The 23,863-nt window shown below is 68.9% G+C and carries 18 protein-coding genes; 9 read left to right on the top strand and 9 right to left on the bottom strand.

Features of this window, described 5'->3' with window-relative positions; all coding sequences use genetic code 11:
- Positions 1-22: 22 nt before the first annotated feature.
- On the bottom strand, positions 23-1,387 hold the full coding sequence (locus BM009_RS00935) for an MFS transporter (protein WP_254772093.1): 1,365 nt from the start codon (positions 1,385-1,387) through the stop codon (positions 23-25).
- Between the two features lie 131 nt (positions 1,388-1,518).
- On the opposite strand from BM009_RS00935, the gene BM009_RS00930 reads away from it, so the two are divergent.
- A complete protein-coding gene (locus BM009_RS00930; RefSeq protein ID WP_093292843.1) occupies positions 1,519-2,652 on the top strand; it encodes a glycosyltransferase in 1,134 nt (377 codons plus the stop codon).
- Between the two features lie 71 nt (positions 2,653-2,723).
- Positions 2,724-4,127: an NAD(P)H-dependent flavin oxidoreductase gene (locus BM009_RS00925; RefSeq protein ID WP_093292841.1), complete on the top strand. Its 1,404-nt coding sequence runs from the start codon at positions 2,724-2,726 to the stop codon at positions 4,125-4,127.
- Between the two features lie 134 nt (positions 4,128-4,261).
- On the opposite strand, the gene BM009_RS00920 is transcribed toward BM009_RS00925, so the two are convergent.
- Complete coding sequence (locus tag BM009_RS00920) at positions 4,262-5,260, bottom strand: 2-hydroxyacid dehydrogenase (RefSeq protein WP_093292840.1); 999 nt, start codon at positions 5,258-5,260, stop codon at positions 4,262-4,264.
- Between the two features lie 73 nt (positions 5,261-5,333).
- Here BM009_RS00920 and BM009_RS00915 point away from each other — a divergent pair, with 73 nt between their 5' ends.
- A complete protein-coding gene (locus tag BM009_RS00915) occupies positions 5,334-5,816 on the top strand; it encodes an SH3 domain-containing protein (RefSeq protein ID WP_093292838.1) in 483 nt (160 codons plus the stop codon).
- Positions 5,817-5,950: 134 nt separating this feature from the next.
- On the opposite strand, the gene BM009_RS00910 is transcribed toward BM009_RS00915, so the two are convergent.
- Positions 5,951-7,138, bottom strand: a complete 1,188-nt coding sequence (locus tag BM009_RS00910; RefSeq protein WP_093292836.1) for an acetyl-CoA C-acyltransferase — start codon at positions 7,136-7,138, stop codon at positions 5,951-5,953.
- 144 nt (positions 7,139-7,282) lie between these two features.
- Between BM009_RS00910 and BM009_RS00905 the strand changes: the two genes are divergently transcribed.
- From BM009_RS00905 to BM009_RS00880, 6 genes are all read left to right on the top strand, one after another.
- Positions 7,283-8,095: a prepilin peptidase gene (locus BM009_RS00905; RefSeq protein ID WP_093292834.1), complete on the top strand. Its 813-nt coding sequence runs from the start codon at positions 7,283-7,285 to the stop codon at positions 8,093-8,095.
- A 204-nt stretch (positions 8,096-8,299) separates the two neighbouring features.
- Positions 8,300-8,746 carry a MarR family winged helix-turn-helix transcriptional regulator gene (locus BM009_RS00900; protein WP_093292832.1) on the top strand — a complete coding sequence of 149 codons (447 nt, stop codon included), beginning with the start codon at positions 8,300-8,302 and terminating at the stop codon, positions 8,744-8,746.
- 75 nt (positions 8,747-8,821) lie between these two features.
- A complete protein-coding gene (locus BM009_RS00895) occupies positions 8,822-10,861 on the top strand; it encodes a malate synthase G (RefSeq protein WP_093292830.1) in 2,040 nt (679 codons plus the stop codon).
- A gap of 103 nt (positions 10,862-10,964) precedes the next feature.
- On the top strand, positions 10,965-13,163 hold the full coding sequence (locus BM009_RS00890; RefSeq protein WP_254772092.1) for a BamA/TamA family outer membrane protein: 2,199 nt from the start codon (positions 10,965-10,967) through the stop codon (positions 13,161-13,163).
- A complete protein-coding gene (locus BM009_RS00885) occupies positions 13,163-17,380 on the top strand; it encodes a translocation/assembly module TamB domain-containing protein (protein WP_093292828.1) in 4,218 nt (1,405 codons plus the stop codon). The genes BM009_RS00890 and BM009_RS00885 overlap by 1 nt, the downstream gene beginning before the upstream one ends.
- Positions 17,381-17,433: 53 nt before the next feature.
- Positions 17,434-18,900, top strand: a complete 1,467-nt coding sequence (locus BM009_RS00880; protein WP_093292826.1) for a flavin-containing monooxygenase — start codon at positions 17,434-17,436, stop codon at positions 18,898-18,900.
- On the opposite strand, the gene BM009_RS00875 is transcribed toward BM009_RS00880, so the two are convergent.
- From BM009_RS00875 to BM009_RS00850, 6 genes are read right to left on the bottom strand one after another with little or no spacing between them, the layout of a single operon-like run.
- On the bottom strand, positions 18,897-20,171 hold the full coding sequence (locus BM009_RS00875; RefSeq protein WP_302847343.1) for a flavin monoamine oxidase family protein: 1,275 nt from the start codon (positions 20,169-20,171) through the stop codon (positions 18,897-18,899). The genes BM009_RS00880 and BM009_RS00875 overlap by 4 nt on opposite strands.
- Positions 20,132-20,581, bottom strand: coding sequence for a MaoC family dehydratase (locus tag BM009_RS00870; RefSeq protein WP_093292824.1), 450 nt, complete (start codon positions 20,579-20,581; stop codon positions 20,132-20,134). The genes BM009_RS00875 and BM009_RS00870 overlap by 40 nt, the downstream gene beginning before the upstream one ends.
- Positions 20,582-21,046 carry a GNAT family N-acetyltransferase gene (locus BM009_RS00865; RefSeq protein WP_093292822.1) on the bottom strand — a complete coding sequence of 155 codons (465 nt, stop codon included), beginning with the start codon at positions 21,044-21,046 and terminating at the stop codon, positions 20,582-20,584.
- Positions 21,043-22,929, bottom strand: a complete 1,887-nt coding sequence (locus tag BM009_RS00860; protein WP_093292820.1) for an acetyl/propionyl/methylcrotonyl-CoA carboxylase subunit alpha — start codon at positions 22,927-22,929, stop codon at positions 21,043-21,045. Before BM009_RS00860 ends, BM009_RS00865 begins: the two co-directional genes overlap by 4 nt.
- On the bottom strand, positions 22,926-23,237 hold the full coding sequence (locus BM009_RS00855; RefSeq protein WP_175487844.1) for a DUF3088 family protein: 312 nt from the start codon (positions 23,235-23,237) through the stop codon (positions 22,926-22,928). The genes BM009_RS00860 and BM009_RS00855 overlap by 4 nt, the downstream gene beginning before the upstream one ends.
- Positions 23,234-23,761 carry a nuclear transport factor 2 family protein gene (locus BM009_RS00850; protein WP_093292816.1) on the bottom strand — a complete coding sequence of 176 codons (528 nt, stop codon included), beginning with the start codon at positions 23,759-23,761 and terminating at the stop codon, positions 23,234-23,236. The genes BM009_RS00855 and BM009_RS00850 overlap by 4 nt, the downstream gene beginning before the upstream one ends.
- Positions 23,762-23,863 lie beyond the last annotated feature (102 nt).

Raw genomic sequence — 23,863 nt, 5'->3', positions numbered from 1 at the left:
CTGCCTGAGTCGCGGCGGCGCTTCACGCCTTGAGCGTGAGGAACGCCGTCACGCCCGCTGCGACGGCCAACCCCGCGCACACCAGCGCGGCGACGTGGAATCCGCCGACCAGCGCCGCGCCGGTCTGCGACAGCACCGCGCCGGCAAGCGCGGTCGCGACCAGGCCGCCGGTCCGCGCAATGGCGCTGTTGAAGCCCGAGGCGGTGCCGGTGAAGCGATCGTCGACCGAGGCGAGCACCGCCGTGGTCAGCGGGGCCACCGCGCCCGCCATGCCGAGCGACAGCACCAGCATCCCCGGCAGGATGCTCGTCCAATAGCTCGCCTGCGGGTCGGCGCCCGAGAGCAGCCAGAAGCCGATGCCCGTCACGATCGGCCCGACCGAGAGCGGCCAACGCCCGCCGATCCGCGCCGCCAATCGCCCGGCGAAGCGCGAGGAAATGCCGATCACGATCGAAAAGGGAAGGAGGGCGACTCCGGCCTGCGCCGGCGGATAGCCGCCACCGACGATCAGCAGATAGGGCAGCAGCAGGATCAGCCCGCCCAGTGCGCCATAGAGCAGCAGCGTCAGCACGGTGAGGCCGACGAAGGGCAGCGAGCCGAACAGCGCCAGCGGCATCATCGCGCGCTCCCCCAGCCGGTGCTGATGGAGCACGAATCCGCCGAGCAGCGCGACGCCACCCACCAGGCCGATGGTGGATTGCGTGGAGACGGCATGGCTGCTCGACCAGAGGGTCAGCGCCCAGGTCAGGCTGCCCAGCCCTGCGGTGGCGAGCGCCGCGCCCAGCCAGTCGAGCCCGCCCTTGCCACGCGGGCTCTCGGGCACGAACCGCCAGGCGATCGCGATCGCCGCGGCGGCGACGGGCAGGTTGAGGTAGAAGATCGCACGCCAGCCGACGGCGTTGACCAGCCAGCCGCCGAGCGGCGGTCCGACGGCGGAGGCGATCGCGCCGGCCGAGGCCCAGGTGCCGATCGCGCGGCCGCGCGCCTCGCCGTGGAAGCTGCTGCCGAGCAGGCCGAGGCTGTTGGGCATCAGGATCGCCGCGCCGACTCCCTGCAATGCCCGCGAGGCGAGCAGCAGGTCGGTGCCCTTCGAAAGCGCGCAGCCGAGCGAGGCGAGCGCGAAGATCATAACGCCAAGGACCAGCATCCGGCGGCGGCCGAAATAGTCGCCGGTAGCGCCCCCGAACAGCAGCAGCGCGGACAGCGGGAGGAGATAGGCGTTGATGATCCAGGGCAGCGTCGCCGGGTCGGCAGCCAGCGTCCTGCCGATCGTCGGCAAGGCGACATTGGTCACCGATCCGTCCAGAAAGGCGAGGCTGGAGGCGCACATGCAAGCCGCGATGATCCAGCCGCCGTGGCGGGGGGCGGGCGGGGTGGTGTCGCTCATCGGCGGGGCAGGCCTTGCATGGCGCAGGCTGTAGCGGCGCACGCGCGCGAGGGCCAGCTAGCCCGACGATCTCGCGTGACCGCATCCTAACGGATGACGCCGCCGCAATCGCCCGCTACACCCCGGCCCCCATGTCGATCCACATCCTCCATCTTCATTCGACCTTCGCGCTCGGCGGCAAGGAAGCGCGGGCGGTGCAGCTGATGAACGCGTTCGGCGACCGCGCGCGGCACACCATCGTCTCGGCGATGCCCGACCAGCTCGGCGCGCGCGAGGCGATCGACAAGCACATCAAATACGAGATCGCGCTCGATCCGCCGCCGCTCAGCGGCAAGCCCTCGGTCAAGCGCTACGAGGAGATCGCGCGCTTCATGCGGCGCTTCGACCTGGTGCTCACCTATAACTGGGGCGCGATCGACGGGGTGATGGCGGCGCGGGTGTTCGGCAAGGGCCTGCCACCGATCATCCACCACGAGGACGGGTTCAACGCCGACGAGGCGGAGAAGTTGAGCACCGTGCGCAACATGTATCGCCGGATGGCACTGCCCGCCGCCAATGCGCTGGTGGTGCCCTCCGAAAAGCTCGAACAGGTCGCGACCAGGTTCTGGAAGCAGCCAGCGGAGCGGCTGGTGCGGATCGCCAATGGCGTGCCGACCGCGCGCTACAGCGGCCGTCTCGACCCGTCGCTGCTTCCGATGCTGGAGAAGCGCCGCAAGGGTGAGGTGTTCATCGGCTGCCTGGCCGGGCTGCGGCCGGTGAAGGATCTGCCGATGCTGGTCCGCGCTGCCGCCGGCATGAGCTCGCGCTTCAAGCTGGTGATCCTTGGGGAGGGGCCCGAGCGCCAGGCGATCCTCGACCAGGCCGAGGCGATGGCGATCGAGGATCAGGTGTTCCTGCCCGGCTTCATCGCCAATCCGCATCGCTATCTGGGGCTGTTCGATATCTTCGCGCTGTCGTCGAAGAGCGAGCAGGCGCCGGTTTCCGTGCTGGAGGCGATGGCGGCGGGGCTGCCGATCGTCGCGCCGCAGGTAGGGGATATTGCGGCAATGGTCTCCGAACCCAATCAGCGATATCTTTCCGCCGATCGGACCGAAGTTTCGCTGCGGGATCGGCTCGACATCCTGGCGCAGCACCCGGACGAACGGAAGCGCGTCGGCGAGGCGAACCGTCTGCGTGTATCCGCGTTGTACGACGAGGCTGAGATGGTCGCGGCCTATGCGCGGCTCTATGCCCAGGCGATGGGGCGGCCGGGCGCGCTGGGCTGAGGCCAGCATTTGTTACTCGCTTGTCGCGGCCGATCCGGCTAGCGTCGCGCGGCAATTTTTGTGGAGGCAATGTGTTCAAGGGTCTTTCGCCCATCAACTACAACGGTCGCGAGGTTTGGCCGCTGGTCGAGGGTGGGAAGGGCGTCGCAGCGACCAACCATGCAAGCGCGGGGGCCTGGGCGGCCGCCGGCGGTATCGGCACGGTCAGCGCGGTCAACGCCGACAGCTATGACGCGGATGGCAAGATCATCCCGCAGATCTACCGTGCCCTCACGCGCCGCGAGCGCCACGAAGAGCTGATCCAGTACGCGATCGAAGGCGCCGTCCAGCAGGTGAAGCGCGCCTTCGAGATCGCCGGCGGCAAGGGTGCGATCAACATCAACGTGCTCTGGGAAATGGGCGGCGCGCAGCGCGTCCTGCAGGGCGTGCTGGAGCGGACCAGGGGCATGGTGGCCGGCGTCACCTGCGGCGCGGGCATGCCGTACAAGCTCAGCGAGATCGCCGCGCACCACGAGGTGAGCTACCTGCCGATCGTCAGCTCCGGCCGCGCCTTCCGTGCGCTGTGGAAGCGGGCCTATTCGAAGGCGCAGGAATGGCTGGCGGCGGTGGTCTATGAGGACCCCTGGCTCGCCGGCGGCCATAACGGCCTGTCCAACGCCGAGGACCCGCGCGCCCCGCAGGATCCCTATCCGCGCGTCAAGGCGCTGCGCGAAGTGATGCGCGAAGGCGGGTTGCCGGACAGTGTGCCGATCGTGATGGCCGGCGGCGTCTGGTATCTGCGCGACTGGAACGACTGGATCGACAATCCCGAGCTGGGTGCGATCGCCTTCCAGTTCGGTACGCGTCCGCTGCTCACGCAGGAAAGCCCGATCCCGGAGGGCTGGAAGGCCAAGCTGATGGAGATCGACGAAGGCGACGTGCTGCTGCACCGCTTCTCGCCGACCGGCTTCTATTCCAGCGCGGTGCGCAATCCGTTCCTGCGCCATCTCGAGGCCCGCAGCGAGCGCCAGATCCCCTATTCGACCGAGGCGGCGGGGGATCACACCTTCCAGCTCGACGTGGGCGTGAAGGGCAAGAATTTCTGGGTGACGCGCAACGACCTGCTGCGCGCGCGCGAATGGCACGGCCTGGGCTTCACCAGCGCGCTCAAGACGCCGGACAACACGCTGGTGTTCGTGACCCTCGAGGACCAGCAGATCATCCGCAAGGACCAGGCCGACTGCATGGGCTGCCTCAGCCAGTGCCAGTTCTCGTCCTGGGCGGACACCGAGACCAACTCGACCGGCCGGTTGGCCGATCCGCGCAGCTTCTGCATCCAGAAGACGCTGCAGGACATCGCCCATGGCGGCGATACCGACCAGAACCTGATGTTCGCCGGCCATGCCGCGTACAACTTCAAGCGCGATCCCTTCTATTCGAACGGGTTCGTGCCGACGGTGAAGCAGCTGGTGGACCGGATCCTGACCGGGGATTGAGGAACACACTTCTAGCCCCTCCCCTTCAGGAGAGGGGTTGGGGTGGGGCAGTGTCTCACCGAGACCAACAGATGGTCTGGAATCCCTCCACCCCCAACCCCTCCTCCAAGGAGGAGGGGCTTAGAAATGGTTGATTACAACCACCCCTCGAACACCTGGTCCGGGGGGCGATGCCCGTCCGCCCAGCTGCGGATATTGGCGATGACCTTCATCCCCATCGCCTCGCGCGCCTCGAAGGTCGCCGAGCCGAGGTGCGGCAGCAGCACGACATTCTCCAGCCCCATCAGTCGCGGGTCGACCTTGGGCTCGTCGACATAGACGTCGAGCCCGGCGCCTGCGATCCGGCGCTCCTGCAGCGCGGTCACCAGCGCTTGCGGATCGACGATCTCGCCGCGCGCGGTGTTGACCAGCCAAGCGTCGGGCCCGAGCAGGTCCAGCCGCCGCGCATCGATCAGCCCGCTGGTGGTGGCGGTATGCGGCGTGTGGATCGTCAGGATGTCGATCGCTTCGAGCATCGCGTCGAGATCGGCGTGATAGGTCGCGCCCAGCTGGTGCTCCAGCACCTCGTGGACGCGGTGCCGCCCGTGATAATGGATCTGCAGCCCGAACGCCCGCGCGCGCTGCGCGACGGCCTGGCCGATCCGCCCCATGCCGAGGATGCCGAGCTTGCGCCCGCCGATCCGGTGGCCGCGCATGCTGGTAGGGCTCCAGCCGCGCCAGGCGCCCGAACGGACGAGCTTGTCGCCTTCGACCAGCCGTCGCGGCACGGCGAGGATCAGCGCCATCGCCATGTCGGCGGTATCGTCGGTCAGCACGCCCGGGGTGTTGGTGACGATGATCCCGCGAGCGCGCGCTGCCTTGAGGTCGATATGGCCGACGCCCGCGCCGTAATTGGCGATCAGCCGCAGGCGTTCGGGTGCGGCGGCGAGGAGGTCGGCGGTAATGCGGTCGGTGACCGTCGGCACCAGCACGTCCGCATCGGCCATGGCGGCGGCGATCGCGGCTCCGTCCATCGGCACATCGTCGGAATTCGGGACCGAGTCGAACAACGCCGCCATCCGCGCCTCGCTGGCTTGCGGCAGCGCGCGGGTGAGGATCACCCGGGGGCGGGACGGTCGCTTGGGATCGGCCATGGCAAAGGATTGGCCGGTGGCGCGGATACAGTCAACGGTTGAAGCGCGAGGCCGGCTGGTCGATAGACGCGGCATGCAGCAGCGGTGTTTCTCGATCGGTATCGCAGCCCTGGCGCTCGTCGCCCTGGCCACCCCCGCGCATGCGGAGCGCAAGCCGCCTTATTATGCCTCGCTCAAGGCCAGCAAGGCGCGGATGCGCACCGGGCCGGGGCGCAACTATCCGACCAATTGGTTCTACCAGCGGCGCGGGCTGCCGATCAAGGTGCTCGCCAGCTATGGGGCCTGGGTGAAGGTCCGCGATCCCGATGGGGCAGAGGGCTGGATGCAGGCCAATCTGCTCGACGACAAGCGGACCGCCATCGTCGCGGGCGGCGTTGCGGAACTGCACAGCAGCCCCTCGGGCGATTCGCACATTAGCTGGCGCGCGGCGCCGGGTGTGGTCGGCAAGATCAGCGCGTGCAGCGGCGGCTGGTGCTGGTTCGATGCCGGTGGCCGTGCGGGTTATGTCGAGCAGGCGCGGATCTGGGGGACCGATCCCGGCGAGACGGTGCGGTAAATACTTCCCTTAAGCCCCTCCCCTTCAGGGGAGGGGTTGGGGTGGGGCTGTGTCTCACCGAGACCAACTTGCGTTCTGGAATCCCTCCACCCCCAAACCCCTCCTCCAAGGAGGAGGGGCTTACGAAGAGTGCATCAATCCATCAGTTCCACCGCGACCGCGGTAGCCTCGCCGCCGCCGATGCAGAGCGAGGCAAGCCCGCGCTTCTGGCCTTGGGTCTCCAGTGCCGACAGCAGCGTCGCCAGAACCCGCGCGCCGCTCGCGCCGATCGGGTGGCCGAGCGCGCAGGCGCCGCCATGGATGTTCACCGCGTCATGGCCGAGGCCGAGTTCCTGCATCGCGATCATCGTCACGCAGGCGAACGCCTCATTGACTTCGAACAGGTCGACATCGCCGGTTTCCCAGCCCGCCTTTTCCAGCGCCTTGCGCATCGCGAACACCGGCGCCGTCGTGAAGCGAGCGGGCGCGTGCGCGTGGGCCGCATGGCTCACGATCCGCGCGATCGGCGTCAGCCCCAGCTTTTCCGCCACGGAGGCGCGCGCCAGCACCAGCGCCGCCGCGCCGTCCGAGATCGAGGAGGCATTCGCCGCGGTGATCGTGCCGTCCTTGGCGAAGGCGGGCTTGAGCGTCGGGATCTTGGCCGGATCGGCCTTGGTCGGTTGCTCGTCGAGCGCCACCGTCACCACGCCCTTGCGACCCTGCAGCTCGACGGGGACGATCTCGCGATCGAACGCGCCGCCGGTCTGCGCCGCCTTGGCGCGCTCCAGGCTGGCGATGGCGAAGGCGTCCTGCGCCTCGCGGGTGAACTGATATTCCTTGGCCGTCTCCTCGGCGAAGCTGCCCATCAGCCGGCCGGGCTCATAGGCGTCCTCCAGCCCGTCGAGGAACATGTGATCCTTGAGCACGTCATGCCCGATCCGTGCGCCGCTGCGGTGGCGCATCGAGAGATAGGGCGCATTGGTCATGCTCTCCATGCCGCCGGCGATCAGCAGGTCGACCGAACCGGCGGCGAGCGCCTCGGCGGCCATGATCGTCGCCTGCATGCCCGATCCGCACATCTTGTTGATCGTCGTCGCCTCGATGTGCTGGGGCAGCCCGGCCTTGAGGGCAGCCTGGCGGGCAGGGGCCTGGCCGAGCCCGGCGGGGAGCACGCACCCCATATAGATGCGCTCGATCGCGTCGCCCTTGAGTCCCGCGCGCTCCACCGCGGCGCCGACGGCGGTAGCGCCGAGATCGGTGGCGGAGGCGTCGCCGAGGCTGCCCTGAAAGCTCCCCATCGGCGTGCGGGCATAGGACAGGATGACGATGGGGTCGGCGGACATGCAGGTTCCTCTCGATGTTTGGCGCTGATCTAGGGCGTCGGCGGCGGGTTTGCAAAAGCCGGGACGTTCCCGCAGGAAGAGTGCCGTGCGTACCGCTTGCCGACCTCCTCGAATGCGACGCCCCGCTCGGCGTGCGAACCCCGCATGACACCGCTGGAACTCTGGGGGTGGCCGATCCTGCTCGGCGTGCTCGGCGCGGTGTTCGGCAGCTTCATCGCCACGATCGCGATCCGCTGGCCGGAGGGGCGGAGCGTCGCCCGCGGGCGCTCGGCCTGCGATTCCTGCGGTACCCCGCTCGGTGCGGCCGAGCTGGTGCCGGTACTCAGCTATCTCGTGCAGCGGGGGCGGTGCAGCCACTGCTCGGCTCGCATCGCGCCCAGCCACTGGTTGACCGAGGTCTTGGGGTTGGCGATCGGCGGCATCGCCGGGCTCGCCGCGCCGGGCGTCGAGGGAGCCGCGGGCGCGGTGTTCGGGTGGTTGCTGCTGGCGCTGGCAGCGCTGGACCTTGCGGCGTTCTGGTTGCCGAACGGTCTCAATGCGGCGCTCGCCCTTGTCGGGCTTGGCGTCGGAGCAATGGGCATCGGCGCGCCGCTGCCCGAGCGCGTGATCGGCGGGATCGCCGGCTTCGCGGTGCTGTGGCTGGTGGCGCGGGGCTACAAGGCGCTGCGCGGGCGGCAAGGATTGGGCGGGGGAGACCCCAAGCTGTTCGGGGCGATCGGCTGCTGGCTTGGCTGGGAGAATCTGCCGATGGTGCTGCTCGCCGCGAGCCTGATCGGGCTGGCCGCGGTGCTGGCGCTGTTGGTGGTGGGGCGGCGCGTGCGGGCAAGCGACCGGCTGCCCTTTGGCGTGATGCTGGCGCTCGGCGCCTGGGCGGTGTGGCTCGCCCCGCAGCTTGTGCCGCCAGCGACTTCATCCGGGGAGGTGCCGACGTGGCAGCTTGCACCGATCGAGCATTGATCCCCGGCCAGACGCAGGCCAAAAAAAAGGCCGCCCCGAAGGACGGCCTTTGAAAGTCTTAGGAGAGGATGCCTGAAAGGCCCGATCTTTCTGCACCGCAGGGGCATCTGCTGCAAGTGCGAACTGTTACCGGTATCATTGCAAAAATTGCAACCTGCCAGCGTTGTCACATGCGTAAAGGTTAACTGGATCTTAGGGGGGTAAATGAACGCGTTGAAATTGAACGACTTTCTTCCGTATCAGATGTCCATTGCCTCCAACGCGGTGTCGGACGCCGTCGCCACCGCCTATCGGAACCTTTTCGGATTGCGCATTCCCGAATGGCGTCTCGTCGCGGTGCTGGCCGAAGGCGGGGCGATGAGCCAGCAGGCGCTGTGCGGCCGGACTCGGATGGACAAGGTGACGGTGAGTCGCGCCGCGATCGGCCTGGTCGAGCGCGGGCTGATCGCACGTGCCGCGAATCCGATCGACCAGCGCTCGCACCTTGTCGCCCTCACACCTGAGGGTTGGCAGCTTTACGAGCAGGTCGCGCCCAAGGCGCTGGAGCTCGAGCGGCGGCTGTTCGCAAGCTTTTCCGAGGAGGAGAAGGCGCTGCTCGCCGCAATGCTGGCGCGGATCGAAGCGGCGGCTACGGCATTCGACGGGGGTTGATCGCGCGGCGTGGCCTCGCGTAAGCAGGGTGGGCCCTCCCCAGGCGTGTAGCGAAGAACCGCAAGGAGGACTCCGTTGACCGACTATACCGATCGCGCCGGACTGCAGGTTGCCACGACGCTGGCGCGCTTCGTCGAGGAGGCGGTGCTGCCGCCGCTCGGCATCGATGCGGACGGGTTCTGGGCCGGTGTCGCAGCGATCTTCGCCGAGCATGCGCCGGTAAACCGCACGCTGCTGGCGAAGCGCGACGCGTTGCAGTCCGCGATCGACGCGCGGCTGGCCAGCGGCGCGGCGGCGGACGAGCCCTTTCTGCGCGAGATCGGCTATCTGGTGCCCGAACCCGCGCCGTTCTCGATCGGCACCGCCAATGTCGACGCGGAGATCGCGACCCTCGCTGGGCCGCAGCTGGTCGTGCCGGCGCTCAACGCCCGCTTCGTGCTCAACGCCGCCAATGCGCGCTGGGGCAGTCTGTACGACGCGCTGTACGGCACCGATGCGATCCCCGGCGAGGCGAGCCCCGGCGGCTATGATGCGGTGCGCGGCACGCAGGTGATCGCCTGGGCACGGGCGTTCCTCGACCAGGTGCTGCCGTCCGCCACCGAGATCGGCAGCACGGCGGAGGGCGCCCGGCAGACCATCTATTATCGTGGCGCCCATGGCCTGCACTTCGCGATCGTGCGCGATCCCGGCCATCCGATCGGCCGCGACGATCCCCAGCATATCGCCGATGTCCTGCTCGAATCGGCACTGACCGCGATCATCGATCTCGAGGATTCCGTCGCCGCGGTCGACGCCGAGGACAAGGTGCTGGGCTATGCCAATTGGCTCGGCCTGATGCACGGCAATCTGGCCGAGACGTTCGAGAAGAACGGCCGCAGCCTAACTCGTACGCTGGCCCCCGATCGGGTGCTCGCCGACGGCACCACGCTCCCCGGCCGCGCGCTGCTGCTCGTCCGCAATGTCGGGCACCTGATGACCACGCCGGCGGTGCTGCTGCCCGATGGCGGCGAGGCGCCCGAGGGCATTCTCGATGCGATCGTCACCGGCGCGATCGGGCTGCACGACGTGCAGGGCCTGGGCCGCTTCCGCAACAGCCGCGCGGGGTCGATCTACGTCGTGAAGCCGAAGATGCACGGGCCGGAGGAATGCGCCTTCGCCGACCGGCTGTACGGCGCGGTCGAAGGGCTGCTCGGCCTTGCGCCCAACACGATCAAGATCGGCCTGATGGACGAGGAGCGGCGCACCTCCGCCAATCTTGCCGCGTGCATCCATGCGCTCAAGGACCGGCTGTTCTTCATCAATACCGGCTTCCTCGATCGCACCGGCGACGAGATCCACACCAGCATGCACGCCGGCGCGATGGTGCCCAAGAGCGAGATGAAGGCAACGCGCTGGATCGCCGCCTATGAGGCACGCAACGTCCGCATCGGGCTTGATTGCGGGCTGGCGGGGCGCGCGCAGATCGGCAAGGGCATGTGGGCGGCGCCCGATCGCATGGCGGACATGCTCGCGCAGAAGAGCGCGCATCCCAAGAGCGGCGCCACCACCGCCTGGGTGCCGAGCCCCGCTGCCGCGACGCTGCACGCGACGCACTACCACCAGGTCGACGTCGCCGCCTGCCAGCGGGCGCTGCCGCCCGAGGTGCCGCCGCTCGCCGATCTGCTGACCGTGCCGCTGGCGGAGGGACGCAACTGGACCGCCGAGGAGATCGAGCGCGAGCTGGACAACAATGCCCAGGGCATCCTCGGCTATGTGGTCCGCTGGATCGACCAGGGCGTCGGCTGCTCCAAGGTGCCTGACATCCACGATGTCGGGCTGATGGAGGATCGCGCGACGCTGCGCATCTCCTCGCAGCACATCGCCAACTGGCTGCTACACGGCGTGGCCACGCCCGATCAGGTCGACGCGGCGCTGCGCCGCATGGCGGCGAAGGTCGATGCGCAGAACGCCGGCGATCCGCTGTACCGGCCGATGGCCGGGCACGAGGCGCAGAGCCTGGCCTTTCAGGCGGCGCGTGCGCTGATCTTCGAGGGCGTGGCGCAGCCGAGCGGCTATACCGAGCCCCTGCTGCACCGCTTCAGGGCACGCGCCAAGGCGCTCGAACCTTGCGTTTGATCGCAAGCGTTGCTTGGAACGAAGGAAGCGGGGAGCCAAATCGGCAGCGGACCGTTACGGAAGCGGGAGGGCCGGATGCAATCGCGGCTCCCGAAGGAGGCGCGTGGGTAAAGGGGTTCGGGTGGTTTGGGTCGCGGCGCTGGCCGGGGCGGGGTTCGTGCCAGCAGTCGCGCATGCCCAGCTGAACGATCCCAAGCCGGGGCAGGGCGCCCCGCAATCCGCGCCGCCTGCGGCAAACCAGACGGGTACCCCGGATCCGCAGCAGGACGCGCCGATCGTCACCGACAAGGCGTTCGAGGCGGCACTGCCCAAGCTGAGCGACGATATCAATGCGCCGCTGGAGCCGATCGGCGGTTTCCAGAAGCCGGCGAGCACGACGCCGAACGCTGCCCCTTCTGCCCAGCCGACGGCGCCCGTCACGCCGCCGCAGCAGACCCCGGTGGTCGTCGACGAGCAGGGGTTCGCACCGGCCGGGCCCGAGGCGCCTGAAATGGCGGCGCCGCTGCCGCCGCTCGCCGAATTCAAGGTGGAGCCGGTCGCCGACACTGCCGACGACAGCGAAAAGGCGCCGACCATACGCTACACCACCGAGGTGGACGGACTCGCCGAACTGCGGCTGGACGACGAATTCCGCAGCCTTTCCGCGCTCCAGCACGGCAAGGGCAAGGCAGCCAATGCGGCGATGGTCACGGCCCGCGCCCGCGAGGACGAGAAGCTGGCGCTGCGGCTGATGAAGTCGCTCGGCTATTATGACGGCACCGCGTCGTCCTCGATCGCGCAGAACCCGCCCAACTCGGGCAGTCTCCGCGCGACGATCATCGCCTCGCCGGGCAAGCTCTATCGTCTGGGCTCCGTGCGCATCGAAAGCGATCCCACGGTGCCGCCGGGGCTGCTCGACCGCGAACTGAACCTCAATCCGGGCGATCCGATCCAGGCCGATCGCGTGCTCGGTGCCGAGGCCAATGTGTCGCTGCGCATGCCGCAGCAGGGCTATCCGTTCATCGAGCTCGGCCAGCGCGACATCGTCCTCGACGACGCCACCCACACGGGCGACTATACGCTGCCGGTAACGCTCGGCCCGCGCGCGAGCTTCGGCCGGATCCAGACCGCCGGACGCCGGCAGGTGTTCACGCCCGAGCATATCGACATCTTCCGCCGCTATCGCGAGGGCCAGATCTACGACAGCCGCAAGGTGGACGACCTGCGTCAGGCGCTGATCGCGACGGGGCTGTTCTCCACCGTGTCGGTCGAGCCGCAGCGGACCGGCAGGCCCGGGCCGGAGGGTACCGAGGAAGTGGACCTGCTGGTGCGGCAGGTGGCGGGCAAGGCGCGCACGCTGGCGGGCGAGCTCGGCTACAGCACCGGCCAGGGCATCAAGGCGCAGGCGAGCTGGGCGCACCGCAACCTGTTTCCGCCCGAAGGCGCGCTGACCGTCAGCAGCATCCTCGGCACCCAGGAGCAGGCGCTGACCACCACCTTCCGCCGTTCCAACGCCGGCAAGCGGGATCGCACCTTCCTGCTCACCGCCTCGCTCAACCACCAGGATTATGACGCGTTCGAGGCGTTCACCAGCACGCTGTCCGCCCGCATCTCGCGCGACTCGACGCCGATCTGGCAGAAGCGCTGGACCTATTATTACGGCGCCGAGCTCGTCGGCTCGAACGAGGACCGGTACAATTTCAACCGGGGCAAGCGCGATCGCGGGACCTGGCTGATCGCAGCAATCCCGACCTTCCTCGGCTATGACACGTCGGACGACCTGCTCAATCCGACGCGCGGTTATCGCATCAAGGGCAATCTCAGCGCCGAGACGTCGGTGCGCGGGTCCGTGCGGCCCTATGCGCGCATGATGCTGGAAGTTGACGGCTATTACCCGATCACCAGCAGCATCGTGCTGGCGGGCCGCGCACGCGCGGGCTCGATCACCGGGGTGTCGCGCGACGATTTGCCGCCGTCGCGGCGCTATTATGGCGGGGGCGGCGGCTCGGTCCGCGGCTTCGGCTATCAGGAACTCGGCCCCCGCTCGCCCGACGACAAGCCGGTCGGCGGGCGTTCGTTCAACGAGTTCGGGATCGAGGCGCGCTATCGCTTCGGCAATTACGGCATCGTGCCGTTCCTCGATGCCGGCCAGGTCTATGAAGGCACGGCGCCGACGGGCCGCAACCTGCGCTTCGGCGCGGGCATCGGCGGGCGGCTCTACACCAATTTCGGCCCGCTGCGCATCGACGTGGCGACGCCGATCGCACGCAAGAAGGGCGAGTCGAAGATCGCGCTCTACATTTCGATCGGACAGGCATTCTGATGGTGGACGAAGTGCCTGAAACCGAGACCGTCACGGTCGTGCGTACCGGCAAGCCGCTTTGGGTGAAGATCGCCCAGTGGGTGGCGCTGGGGCTGGTGTCGCTCGCCGCGCTGGCGGGGCTGGCCGTGCTGGGGCTCGATACCCAGCCGGGGCGGCGGCTGATCGCGGATCAGCTTGCCAGGCTGAAGCTCGACTCCGGCCTGGGCTTCCGCATTGGCCGGATCGACGGTTCGATCTATGGCGGCATGGTGCTGCGCGACGTGCGGGTGAGCGACACCAAGGGCGTGTTCGCCACCGCGCAGGAGATCAGGCTCGACTGGCGGCCGCTCTCCTATCTCAAGAACCGCATCGATATCCGCAACCTCGAGAGCCCGGAAATTCGGCTCGCGCGGCTTCCCGAGCTCAAGCCTTCGGGCGATCCGAACGCGCCTTTGCTGCCCGATCTGAATATCGACGTCGCGCGGCTGAACGTCGCGCGGATCGACATTGCCCCGGCGGTGGACGGCCAGCGCCACATCGCGCAGCTTCGCGGCTCGGCGCATCTGTCGGACGGGCGCGCGCAATTGGTGGCCGATGCGGGCACGATCGCGGCACGGGGCGTCGCCGGCGGCGACCGGCTGACCCTCAAGCTCGACGCGGTGCCTGAGGCCAATCGGCTCGACATCGACCTGCGGCTGAACGCTCCCAAGGGCGGCCTCGTCGCCGGTCTCGCCAAGCTGCAGGCGCCGCTGGTGGCGACCGTGCAGGGCAAGGGCGACTGGAAGCACTGGGCCGGCAAGGGCGTCGCGACGCTCGGCGGCGGCAGCCTCGCCGATCTTGACGTGACGGCGGATAACGGCCGCTTCCAGATCCGTGGGATGACGCATCCCGGCCTGTACATGCAGGGTCCGGTCGAGCGGCTGACCGCGCCGGGGCTGCGGCTCGACACCGATTTCCGCTGGGCCGACCGCAAGGCGGACGGCGTGATCAAGCTCAAGTCCGATGCGCTCTCGGCGCAGGCCCAGGGCCTGGTGGATCTCGGCAACAACCAGTTCCACGGCGTGCATGTCGATGCGCTGCTGCTCAAGCCGGGCACGATCGCGCCCAAGCTGGTCGGCCGCTCGGTCCGCGCCTCGCTGGCGCTCGAAGGCGCCTTCGCGACGCCGATGGTCGACTACAAGCTCTCCGCCGGCGCGATCGGCTTTGGCGAGACGGTGGTCGAGCAGCTCTATGCCGAAGGCCGCGCGCGCGTGGATTCAGATCGCATCCTGGTGCCGGTGCGCGCCAAGGCGGCGCGGGTTTCCGGGCTCAACGCGGCGGCGGGCGGCCTCGTCACCAATGTGACGATCAACGGCGGCATCGCCATCTCGGGCAGTCGCATCCTTTCGGACAACCTCCGGCTGAAATCCGACAAGATCGACGCCACTGCGATTGTCGCCGCCGACATGGCCACAGGTCGCTATACCGGCGCGCTCAAGGGCCGGATCAACGACTATACCATCGCCGGTGTCGGCGTCGTCGATCTCAACACCGATGCCGAGCTGTACACCGCCCCCGGCGGCGGCTGGGGCATCCGCGGCAAGGTGGCGGGCCGTAGCCGGAAGCTGTTCAACGAAGGCGTCCGCAATTTCCTGGGCGGCAACACCGTCGCGTCGGCCCGGCTCAACCTCGACCCCAAGGGCGTGATCGGCATCGCCGATGTCCGCATGAAGGCGCCGCAGTTCCGCGTGCTGCGCGGGCAGGGGACCTATGATCCCGCCGGGCCGATCCGGATCACGGCCGATGCCGTTTCCGATCAGTACGGTCCGCTCAGCGCCCAGGTGACCGGCACGCTCAACGCGCCGCAACTGCTGCTGCGCGCCGAGAAGCCGGGGCTGGGCGTGGGGCTCGCCAAGGTCGAGGCCAAGGTGGTCGGTCGCGGCGATGCCTATGCGGTGGTCGCCACCGGCGAAAGCAACTACGGGCCGTTCAACGCCGATGTGCTGGTCCGCACCGGCAAGGCGCTGGCGATCCAGGTCAATGCCGCGCGCTTCGCCGGCATGGACATCGCCGGCCAGCTGCAGGCGACCCCCGCGGGGCCGTTCGCAGGACAGCTTACCTTCCGCGGCTCGGGCGTCGACGGCATCGCCACGCTCGGTGCGGAGGGCAAGTACCAGCGCGCCGACGTGCGGGCGACGGCGGCGAACGCCGCCATCCCCGGCGTCGCCGAGCTGACCATCGGCCGCGCCATTGCCAATGCGAGCATCGTGCTGGCAGACCAGCCGCAGGTCGTCGCGGACGTGCAGATCGCCAACCTCAAGCGCGGCGAATTCCTGCTGCGGACCGCGCGCGCCAAGATCGACTATCGCGGCGGCAACGGCACCGTGCAGGCGGTGGCCAGCGGCTCCTCGGGCGTGGCGTTCGACGTCGCGCTCAACGGCCGGATGACCCCGAGCTTGTGGACGGCGGCGCTGCAGGGCCAAGCTAGCGGCGTGAAGTTCCGCACGCCGCAGGCGGCGCGGATCGCGATCGAGAACGGCACCTATCGCCTGCTCCCGACGCAGATCGACTTCGATCAGGGCAGCATCCGCCTTGCCGGCCGCTATGGCGACGGCACGGTGCTCCAGGCGCGGCTCGACAAGCTCGACCTGGCGATCATCAATGCGTTCGTGCCCGATCTCGGCATCGGCGGTACCGCGACCGGTAGCCTCGACTTCGCCCAGACCTCGGCCGATGCGTTCCCGAGCGCGGACATGCGGCTGGAGATCGACGATCTCACCCGCTCCAGCCTCGTCCGCGTCTCGGCGCCGGTGCATATCAGCATGGTCGGCAAGCTGCTGCCGGACGGCGGTGACCTGCGCGCGCTGATCCGGCGGGGCACCGACACCATCGGTCGTGTCGTCACCACGTTGCGGCCGCTCGGGCCGGGTGCCGGCAGCTGGACCGAGCGGCTGATGGCGGCCCCGCTCTCCGGCGGCATCCGCTACAACGGCCCGGCGGCGCTGCCCTTCGCCTTTGCGGGGCTGCCCAACCAGCAGCTCACCGGCGCGGTCGGCATGGCGGCGGACTTCACCGGTCGGGTCGACCGCCCGCTGCTCAACGGCGTCGTCCGTGCCGACAACCTGACCTACGACAATGAAGGCACCGGCACGCGGCTGACCAACCTCAAGATCGACGGCCAGTTCTCCAACGACGCCTTCGTGCTCAACCAGGTAACGGCGCGCGCCGGCGACGGCAGCGTCAGCGCCAGCGGCCGAGTGGGCCTGTCCTCGGCGGACGGGTTCCCGATGGCGATCACCGTCAAGCTGGACAATGCCCGGCTCGCGCGCAGCGAGGCGCTGGGGGCGACGGCGAGCGGTACGCTGACCATCACCAAGAGCGCCGACGTCCAGAAGATTGAAGGCCAGATCAACATCCCGGAGGCGAACTACCAGATCATCCGCCAGGGCGCGGCCGAGATCCCGGAACTCACCGGTGTGCGGCGCAAGGGCGACGTCGATCCCAACCAGCAGGCGCAGGCGAAGAAACCGGCGCGCGCCTTCGGCAATTTCGATCTCGCGATCCGTGTCCGCGCCGACAATCGCCTGATGGTGAGCGGCATGGGCCTCGAATCCGAATGGCAGGCGAACATCACCATCGGCGGCACCACGCTCAACCCGCAGATCCGCGGGACGATGGAGGTGGTGCGCGGCACCTACAGCTTCGCCAGCCGCCGCTTCGATCTGACCAAGGGTATCATCAGCTTCCAGGGTTCGGAGCTGACCAACCCGACGATCGACATCTCGGCGAACACCACGGCCGAGGGCGTGACGGCGATCCTCAACATCACGGGTACGGCGCAGAAGCCGCAGATCGCTTTCACCTCCAACCCGGCGCTGCCGCAGGACGAGGTGCTGTCGCGGCTGTTCTTCGGCACCAACGTGACCAACCTATCCGCGACCGAGGCGATCCAGCTGGCGGCGGCGCTCAACTCGCTGCGGGCGACGGGCGGCGGGCTCAACCCGCTCGGCCAGCTCAAGTCCGCGACCGGCATCGACCGGCTCCGCGTGCTCGGCGCCGACGATACCACCGGGCGCGGCACGTCGCTGGCGGCGGGCAAGTACATCACGAACAACATCTATATCGAGATCATCACCGACGCCCGCGGCTTCACCGCGACGCAGCTGGAGGTGTCGCTGTCGCGGGCGCTGAGCGTGCTTTCGCAGACGAGTTCGTTCGGCGGGTCGGGTGCGACGCTGCGCTATTCGCGGGATTATTGAGGTGGCGCGCACCGAATAGTCGTGCAACCATGCCTCCCGGAGAGGCAGAAAAGATGCGCGAACATTTCGACGTGCTCGTCGTCGGCGCGGGGATTTCGGGGATCGGCGCGGGCTATCACCTGCAGACGCAGAGCCCCGGTCGCACCTATGCGATCCTCGAGGGGCGCGAGCGGATGGGGGGTACCTGGGACCTGTTTCGCTACCCCGGCATCCGTTCGGATTCCGACATGTACACGCTGGGCTTCCCGTTCCGCCCGTGGACCGATGCCAAGGCGATCGCCGATGGCGACGCCATCCTGCGCTATCTGGTGGATACAGCCCGCGAATTCGGCATCGATCGGCACATCCGCTATCGCCACAAGGTCGTCGGTGCCGCTTGGTCGAGCGAGGAGGCGCTGTGGACGGTCGCCGTCGAGACGGGCGGACAGACGCGCCAGTTCAGCTGCAGCTTCCTGTTCCTCTGCTCGGGCTATTACAATTACGCGCAGGGCCACCTGCCGGACTTCCCGGGCCGCGAGGAGTTTCACGGCCGGATCGTCCATCCGCAATTCTGGACGCCCGACATCGACTATGCCGGCAAGCGCGTCGTCGTGATCGGCAGCGGGGCGACCGCAGTGACGCTGGTGCCCGAACTCGCGCGCGAAGCGGCACACGTCACCATGTTGCAGCGCTCGCCCAGCTATGTCGTCGCCCGGCCCTCGCAGGACCGGATCGCCAACTGGCTGCGGCGCATTCTCCCCGCCAAGGCGGCCTATGGCCTGACGCGGTGGAAGAATGTGCTGCTCGGCCAGTATTTCTACGGCCTCGCGCGCAAGCACCCCGCCAAGGCCAAGGAGCGGCTGGTCGAGATGGTCCGCTGCGAGCTCGACCCCGGATACGATGTCGCCACCCACTTTACGCCGAGCTACGATCCCTGGGACCAGCGGCTGTGCCTCGTGCCCGATGCCGACCTGTTCGCGGCGATCCGCAGCGGAAAGGCCGATGTCGTCACCGATCGGATCGAGCGGTTCACCGCCGAGGGGCTCAAGCTGCAGTCAGGACGCGAACTCGCCGCCGACCTCGTGGTGACTGCAACCGGGCTCGAAGTGCAGCTGATGGGCGGCGTGCCGGTGACGGTGGACGGCGAAGCGGTCGATTGGTCGCAGCGGCTTACCTACAAGGGCATGATGTTCTCCGGCGTGCCGAACTTCGCGATCGCCTTCGGCTATACCAATGCGAGCTGGACGCTGAAGGCGGACCTCACCGCGCGCTACGTCACCCGGCTGCTGGCCGCGATGGCGAAGCGGGGCATGCGGCAGGTGACCCCGCAGCCCTCCGCGCCGGTGGAGCCGCAGCCCTTCCTCGACTTCACCTCGGGCTATGTCCAGCGCGCGCTGCACCTGCTGCCGCGGCAGGGCCATCGCAAGCCGTGGCGGGTGCACCAGAGCTATACCCGCGACCTGCTGGCGCTGAAATATGGCGGGATCGACGACGACATGGTCTTCTCCAACCCCGAGCCCGCCAAGCGCAAGGCCGCCTAGGCGAGCAGCGCCCGGGCGGCGGCGACGCCGGTCTTGTAGGCGCCGTGGACGGTGGAGAATTCGGTGGCCGAGCAGGCCTCGCCGGCAAAGCGGATGCGCGGGTCGATGGGGGTGCCGAGCACCTGCCGGGCCGAGGCGCGGCCGGGCAGGGCATGGCTGTAGCCGCCGCGGATATACGTCTCGCGGCTCCAGGCCGAGCCCGCGAGCAGCCGCAATCGCCGTCGCCATTTGCCGCCGAGCAGCGCGCACAATTCCTCGATCGCAAAGTCGGCAGCGCCCTGCAGCCCGCGCGCGGCCAGTTCGCGCGCGCCGTCTCCCCCGAACATCGCTTCGATGATCGGGCGGCCGAAGGGGCGCAGCGTATAGGTGCCGGTGATGACGCTGCGCGGATCGCCGAGCAGATGCGCGTTGGCCTCCAGTTCGTCGGCGCCCTGATCGATCGCGAGGAACAGCTTGTCGGCAAGGCCCAGCGGCAGCGCCGCGGCGGCATGGAGCAGGTCGTCATGGCCCGCGAGCATGATGTCGCCGCGCGCGAGAATGTCGGTGGAGACCGTCACGATGACCTGCGCCGCCTCCAGCGTGCCGCGCGGCGTCTGCAGCTTGAGGCGGATGCTCGAGCGGTCGATCGCGGTGATCGGCGTGGCGAGCGCGGTGCGCAGACAGCCGGCCTGTGCGGTCACCAGCGCGCCATAGCCGGCGGGCACGCGCCAGTCGGTTTCGGTCGCGGCGTCCTCATAGGCGAGATAGTCGGCGATCGAGAGCTTGGCGGTGTCGACGCCGTTGACGAAGCCGCTGATCGCATCGATCCAGACGCTCCACGCGCTGTCCGGCACCAGCGCCGCGCCGGCGCGGTCACCCGGGGGCGGATCCTTGCGCAGCCGGGTCTCGAACGCGTCATAAGCCCTGGCGGCGTCGCGCTGCTCGGCCTGCGAGAAGCCGAGTTCGCGCCATTGCTCCCGCCAGCGGGGGAGCGTCTGGTCGAGTTCGAAGCCGTGCAGCGCGGCGATCTCGACCCAGGGGTTGTGCTCCGCCGAATGGAGCCAGCCCGCACCCAGGTCGAGCGCCATGCCGTCGACATGCTCGGTCCGCGCCCGCCCGCCGAGGCGGGTGTCCGCCTCGACCAGCAGCACTTCCTTGCCGGCATCGGCAAGGGTGCGGGCGGCCCCGATGCCGGCGGCGCCGCCGCCGACCACGATCACGTCGAACTGTTGCATCCCCTGCCGAACGCCCGTCAGGCCGAACGGCTGCGCAGCAATGCCGATCGCAGGCATTCGCAGACCAGCTCGTCGCGCTGGTTGTGCATCTGGTGGCGCCAGGTGACGATGCCCTGGCCCGGGCGCGACTTGCTCGGGCGCAGCTCGACCACCTCGGAGCTGGCGCGCAGCGTGTCGCCCAGGAACACCGGCTTGGGCATGACCAGCTTGTCATAGCCGAGATTGGCGACCAGCGAGCCGGCGGTCGTGTCCGCCACGGTGACGCCGATCATCAGGCTGAACGTATAGGTGCCGTTGACCAGGATCTGCCCGAACTCGGAGGCACGCGCCGCCTCGGCGTCGAGGTGCAGCGGCTGGGTGTTGTGGGTGAGCGCGGTGAACAGGAGATTGTCGGTCTCGGTCACTGTGCGCCGCAGCGCGTGCTCGATCCGGTCGCCAAGCTGCCATTCGTTGTAAAAGCGTGCCATTCAGCCTTGATCCTGTTCCAGTTTCAGCTTGAAGCCGAAATGGCTCTTGGTCCAGCCGAGCTTTTCGTAGAAGCGGTGCGCATCGATGCGGTCGCGCATCGAGGTGAGCTGCACCATCCGGCAGCCCCGGGCGCGGCACTCCGCGACGGCCCAGTCTATCATCTGCGCGCCATGTCCTTGCCCGCGCACGGAAGCGGCGATGCGCACCGCCTCGATCTGGCCGCGCCAGGCGCCGCGAAAGGCAATGCCGGGGAGGAAGCTCAGCTGCATCGTGCCGATCACGTCTCCGTCCCGTTCTGCGACGATCAGCCGCTGGTTGGGATCGCGATCGATGTCGGCGAAGGCCATCTCGTAGCGCGGGTCGAGCGGCAGCGAGGCATCCTCCCGCCCGCGGCTGAGGTCGTCGTCGTCGAGCATCGTGACAATCGTGGGCAGGTCGGCGAGGGTCGCGTCGCGGAAGATCATGCCGTCTTCTCCACGCGGACGAGCAGCGTGCCTTCGGTGACCTGACCGCCCGCGGTGACGGGGAGCTCGGCGACGGTGCCGTCGAACGGGGCGGTGAGCGCATGCTCCATCTTCATCGCCTCCAGCGTGACGAGCCGCTGGCCCTTGGTGACCTGCGCGCCGGGGGTGACGTCAACCGCGGTGATGCGGCCGGGCATGGGGGCGAGCAGGGCGCCGTCGGCGGCAGTGCCGGTGCCGCTGCCGTCGGTTCGCAGCGCGCCCACCCGAAATGCCGCGCCGCCTTCGCAGATGAGATCGCCGTCGAAGTAGATGTCTTCGCGATCGTGGAAGGCATAGACCTCGGCCGGGTCATACGCGACGTCGACTGGTGCGCCGTTGACGGCGAAGCGGATGTGGCGGTTCGGCGCCGCGTTGACGCGGAACCCCTGGAGCTTGGCAAAGCGGTCGGTTCGAAGCCGCGGATCGGCAATGGACATCAGCCGCTCCGCGGCGAAGTGCAGCAGGTTCGTGCTGGGCTGAGGAGCCGCCGTTAGGCGTTCCAGATGGTCGCCGATAAAGCCGGTCGTCTGCATCCCTTCGCGAAATACGCGCTCGTTCAGCAGGCGGCGCAGGAACCAGGCATTGGTTTTAACGGGATCGACGGCGATCCATCCGCACGTTTTCGCCAGCTCGTCGATGGCGGCGTCGCGGGTCTCGGCGTGGACGACTAGTTTGGCGATCATGGGATCGTAGAAGGGGGATACGGCGCCTCCCTCTTCGACGCCCGTCTCGACGCGCCCGGTCGGCGCCAGGAACAGCGTTTCCAGCCGCCCCACGCTGGGCAGGAACCCCTTGGCCGGATCCTCCGCATAGAGCCGCGCCTCCATCGCCCAGCCGTTAATCGACAGCTCGTCCTGCCGCCGGGGCAGCGGCTCGCCGCTGGCGACGCGGAGCTGCCATTCCACGAGATCCTGCCCGGTGATCTCCTCGGTCACCGGATGCTCGACCTGGAGCCGGGTGTTCATTTCCATGAACCAGATCCGGTCGGCGCGCAGGCCTTCGCTGGCGTCGGCGATGAACTCGATCGTCCCTGCGCCGACATAATCGACCGCCTTGGCCGCCCGCACCGCCGCCGCGCAGATCGCTTCGCGCGTCCCGGCGTCCATGCCGGGGGCGGGGGCTTCCTCGATCACCTTCTGGTGGCGGCGCTGGAGCGAGCAGTCGCGCTCGAACAGGTGGACGACATTGCCGAGCGTGTCGCCGAACACCTGCACTTCGATGTGACGAGGCGAGAGGATGTATTTCTCCAGCAGCACCCGGTCGTCGCCGAACGAGGAGGCAGCCTCGCGCTTGCAGCTGGCGAGCGCGTCGGCGAAGTCGGCGGCGCTTTCGACCCGCCGCATGCCCTTGCCGCCGCCGCCGGCGACCGCCTTGATCAGAACCGGATAGCCGATCGCATCGGCCTCCGCCTGCAGCCGCGCGGGCGACTGGTCCTCGCCCAGATAGCCGGGGGTGACCGGCACGCCGGCCGCGATCATCCGCGACTTGGCGGCATCCTTGAGCCCCATCGCGCGGATGCTGTCCGGCTTGGGCCCGACCCAGACCAGCCCGGCGGCGAGCACCGCCTCGGCGAAGTCGGCGTTCTCCGAGAGGAAGCCATAGCCGGGGTGGATCGCCTCGGCGCCGGTCGCCTTGGCCGCGGCGATGATCTTGTCGCCCACCAGATAGCTTTCGCGCGCCGGGGAGGGCCCGATATGCACGGCTTCGTCGGCCTGGCGGACGTGGAGTGCGTTCGAGTCGGCGTCCGAATAGACCGCGATCGTCCGCAAACCCATCGCGCGGGCGGTGCGGATGATGCGGCAGGCGATTTCGCCGCGATTGGCGATGAGCAGGGACTGGATCACGGGTGGCGCTCCGGAAAGCCGTGGCGGGTGTGGAGCGCGGCAAGCACGCCCTCGATGTCGTTCGCGAACCCGCCCTCGGCAAAGGCGAGCGCGGGGAGGTTCTGGTTGTCCTCGCCCAGCCGCGCCACCACCGCCGCGCGCGGGCGGGGCCAGGGGACGCGGACCACGTCGATGTTCGCAGCGCGCTCGGGGAAGGCGGCGAGCAGGCCTTCCACGGTGATGCAGTCCTTGCAGTAGAAGCGTCGCGTGCCGCCATAGGCCGGGTCGGCCCAGTCGGTGTCGAGGATGAACAGCGTGTCGCGGCTCATGCGGCGCATCCCGTGGTGCGCGATGTCCAGGCGAGGCTGGCGATCTTCCAGGCGCCGTTCTCGCGGACCAGGCTGAAATGATCGGTGCCGCAATGATGGACCTTGCCGTTCATTCGGAACACATAGGGCGCCCAGACCATGGCGAGATCGCCGTCGATCTCCACCGCGGGGCTGGAGATGCGTTCGTCGAACGTCTCGGGACCGGGCTGGAAGCGGGCGAGCAGCTCGGCGTTGGTCAGGGTGCGGACGGTGCTGGGGCCGTTGGCGGCTTCGGTGACGATCGTCGCACCGGCACTCGGGTGGAGGACGGCGCCGATCGCGGCGGCGTCGCGCGTGTTGATCCCGCCCAGCAGCCTGTCGACCGTCGCGAGCACGGCGCGCTCGTCGCTGCCGTCGGGCGGGGCGAGCGGGTTGGCGGGCGGCAGCTTAGCCGGGGACGGTACGCTGCGCGTGGGGTTTGCGGCGGGCGGCGGCAGGCCCGCGGTCTGCGGGGCCAGGGTGAGGGCGAGGAGGGTGAGAAGCATGGGGTTCAGCCTTCAACGATCATTGGGCGGTACACGGCACGGGCGCTCCGACGCCTGCGGCGCCGGCCCCTCCACCACCGGACTGCGTCCGGCGGTCCCCCT

The sequence above is a fragment of the Sphingomonas sp. NFR04 genome (assembly GCF_900114095.1).
Classification (GTDB): Bacteria; Pseudomonadota; Alphaproteobacteria; order Sphingomonadales; family Sphingomonadaceae; genus Sphingomonas.
The sequence above is the reverse complement of the archived record's forward strand: the minus strand, read 5'-3'. Positions and strand labels throughout refer to the sequence as shown.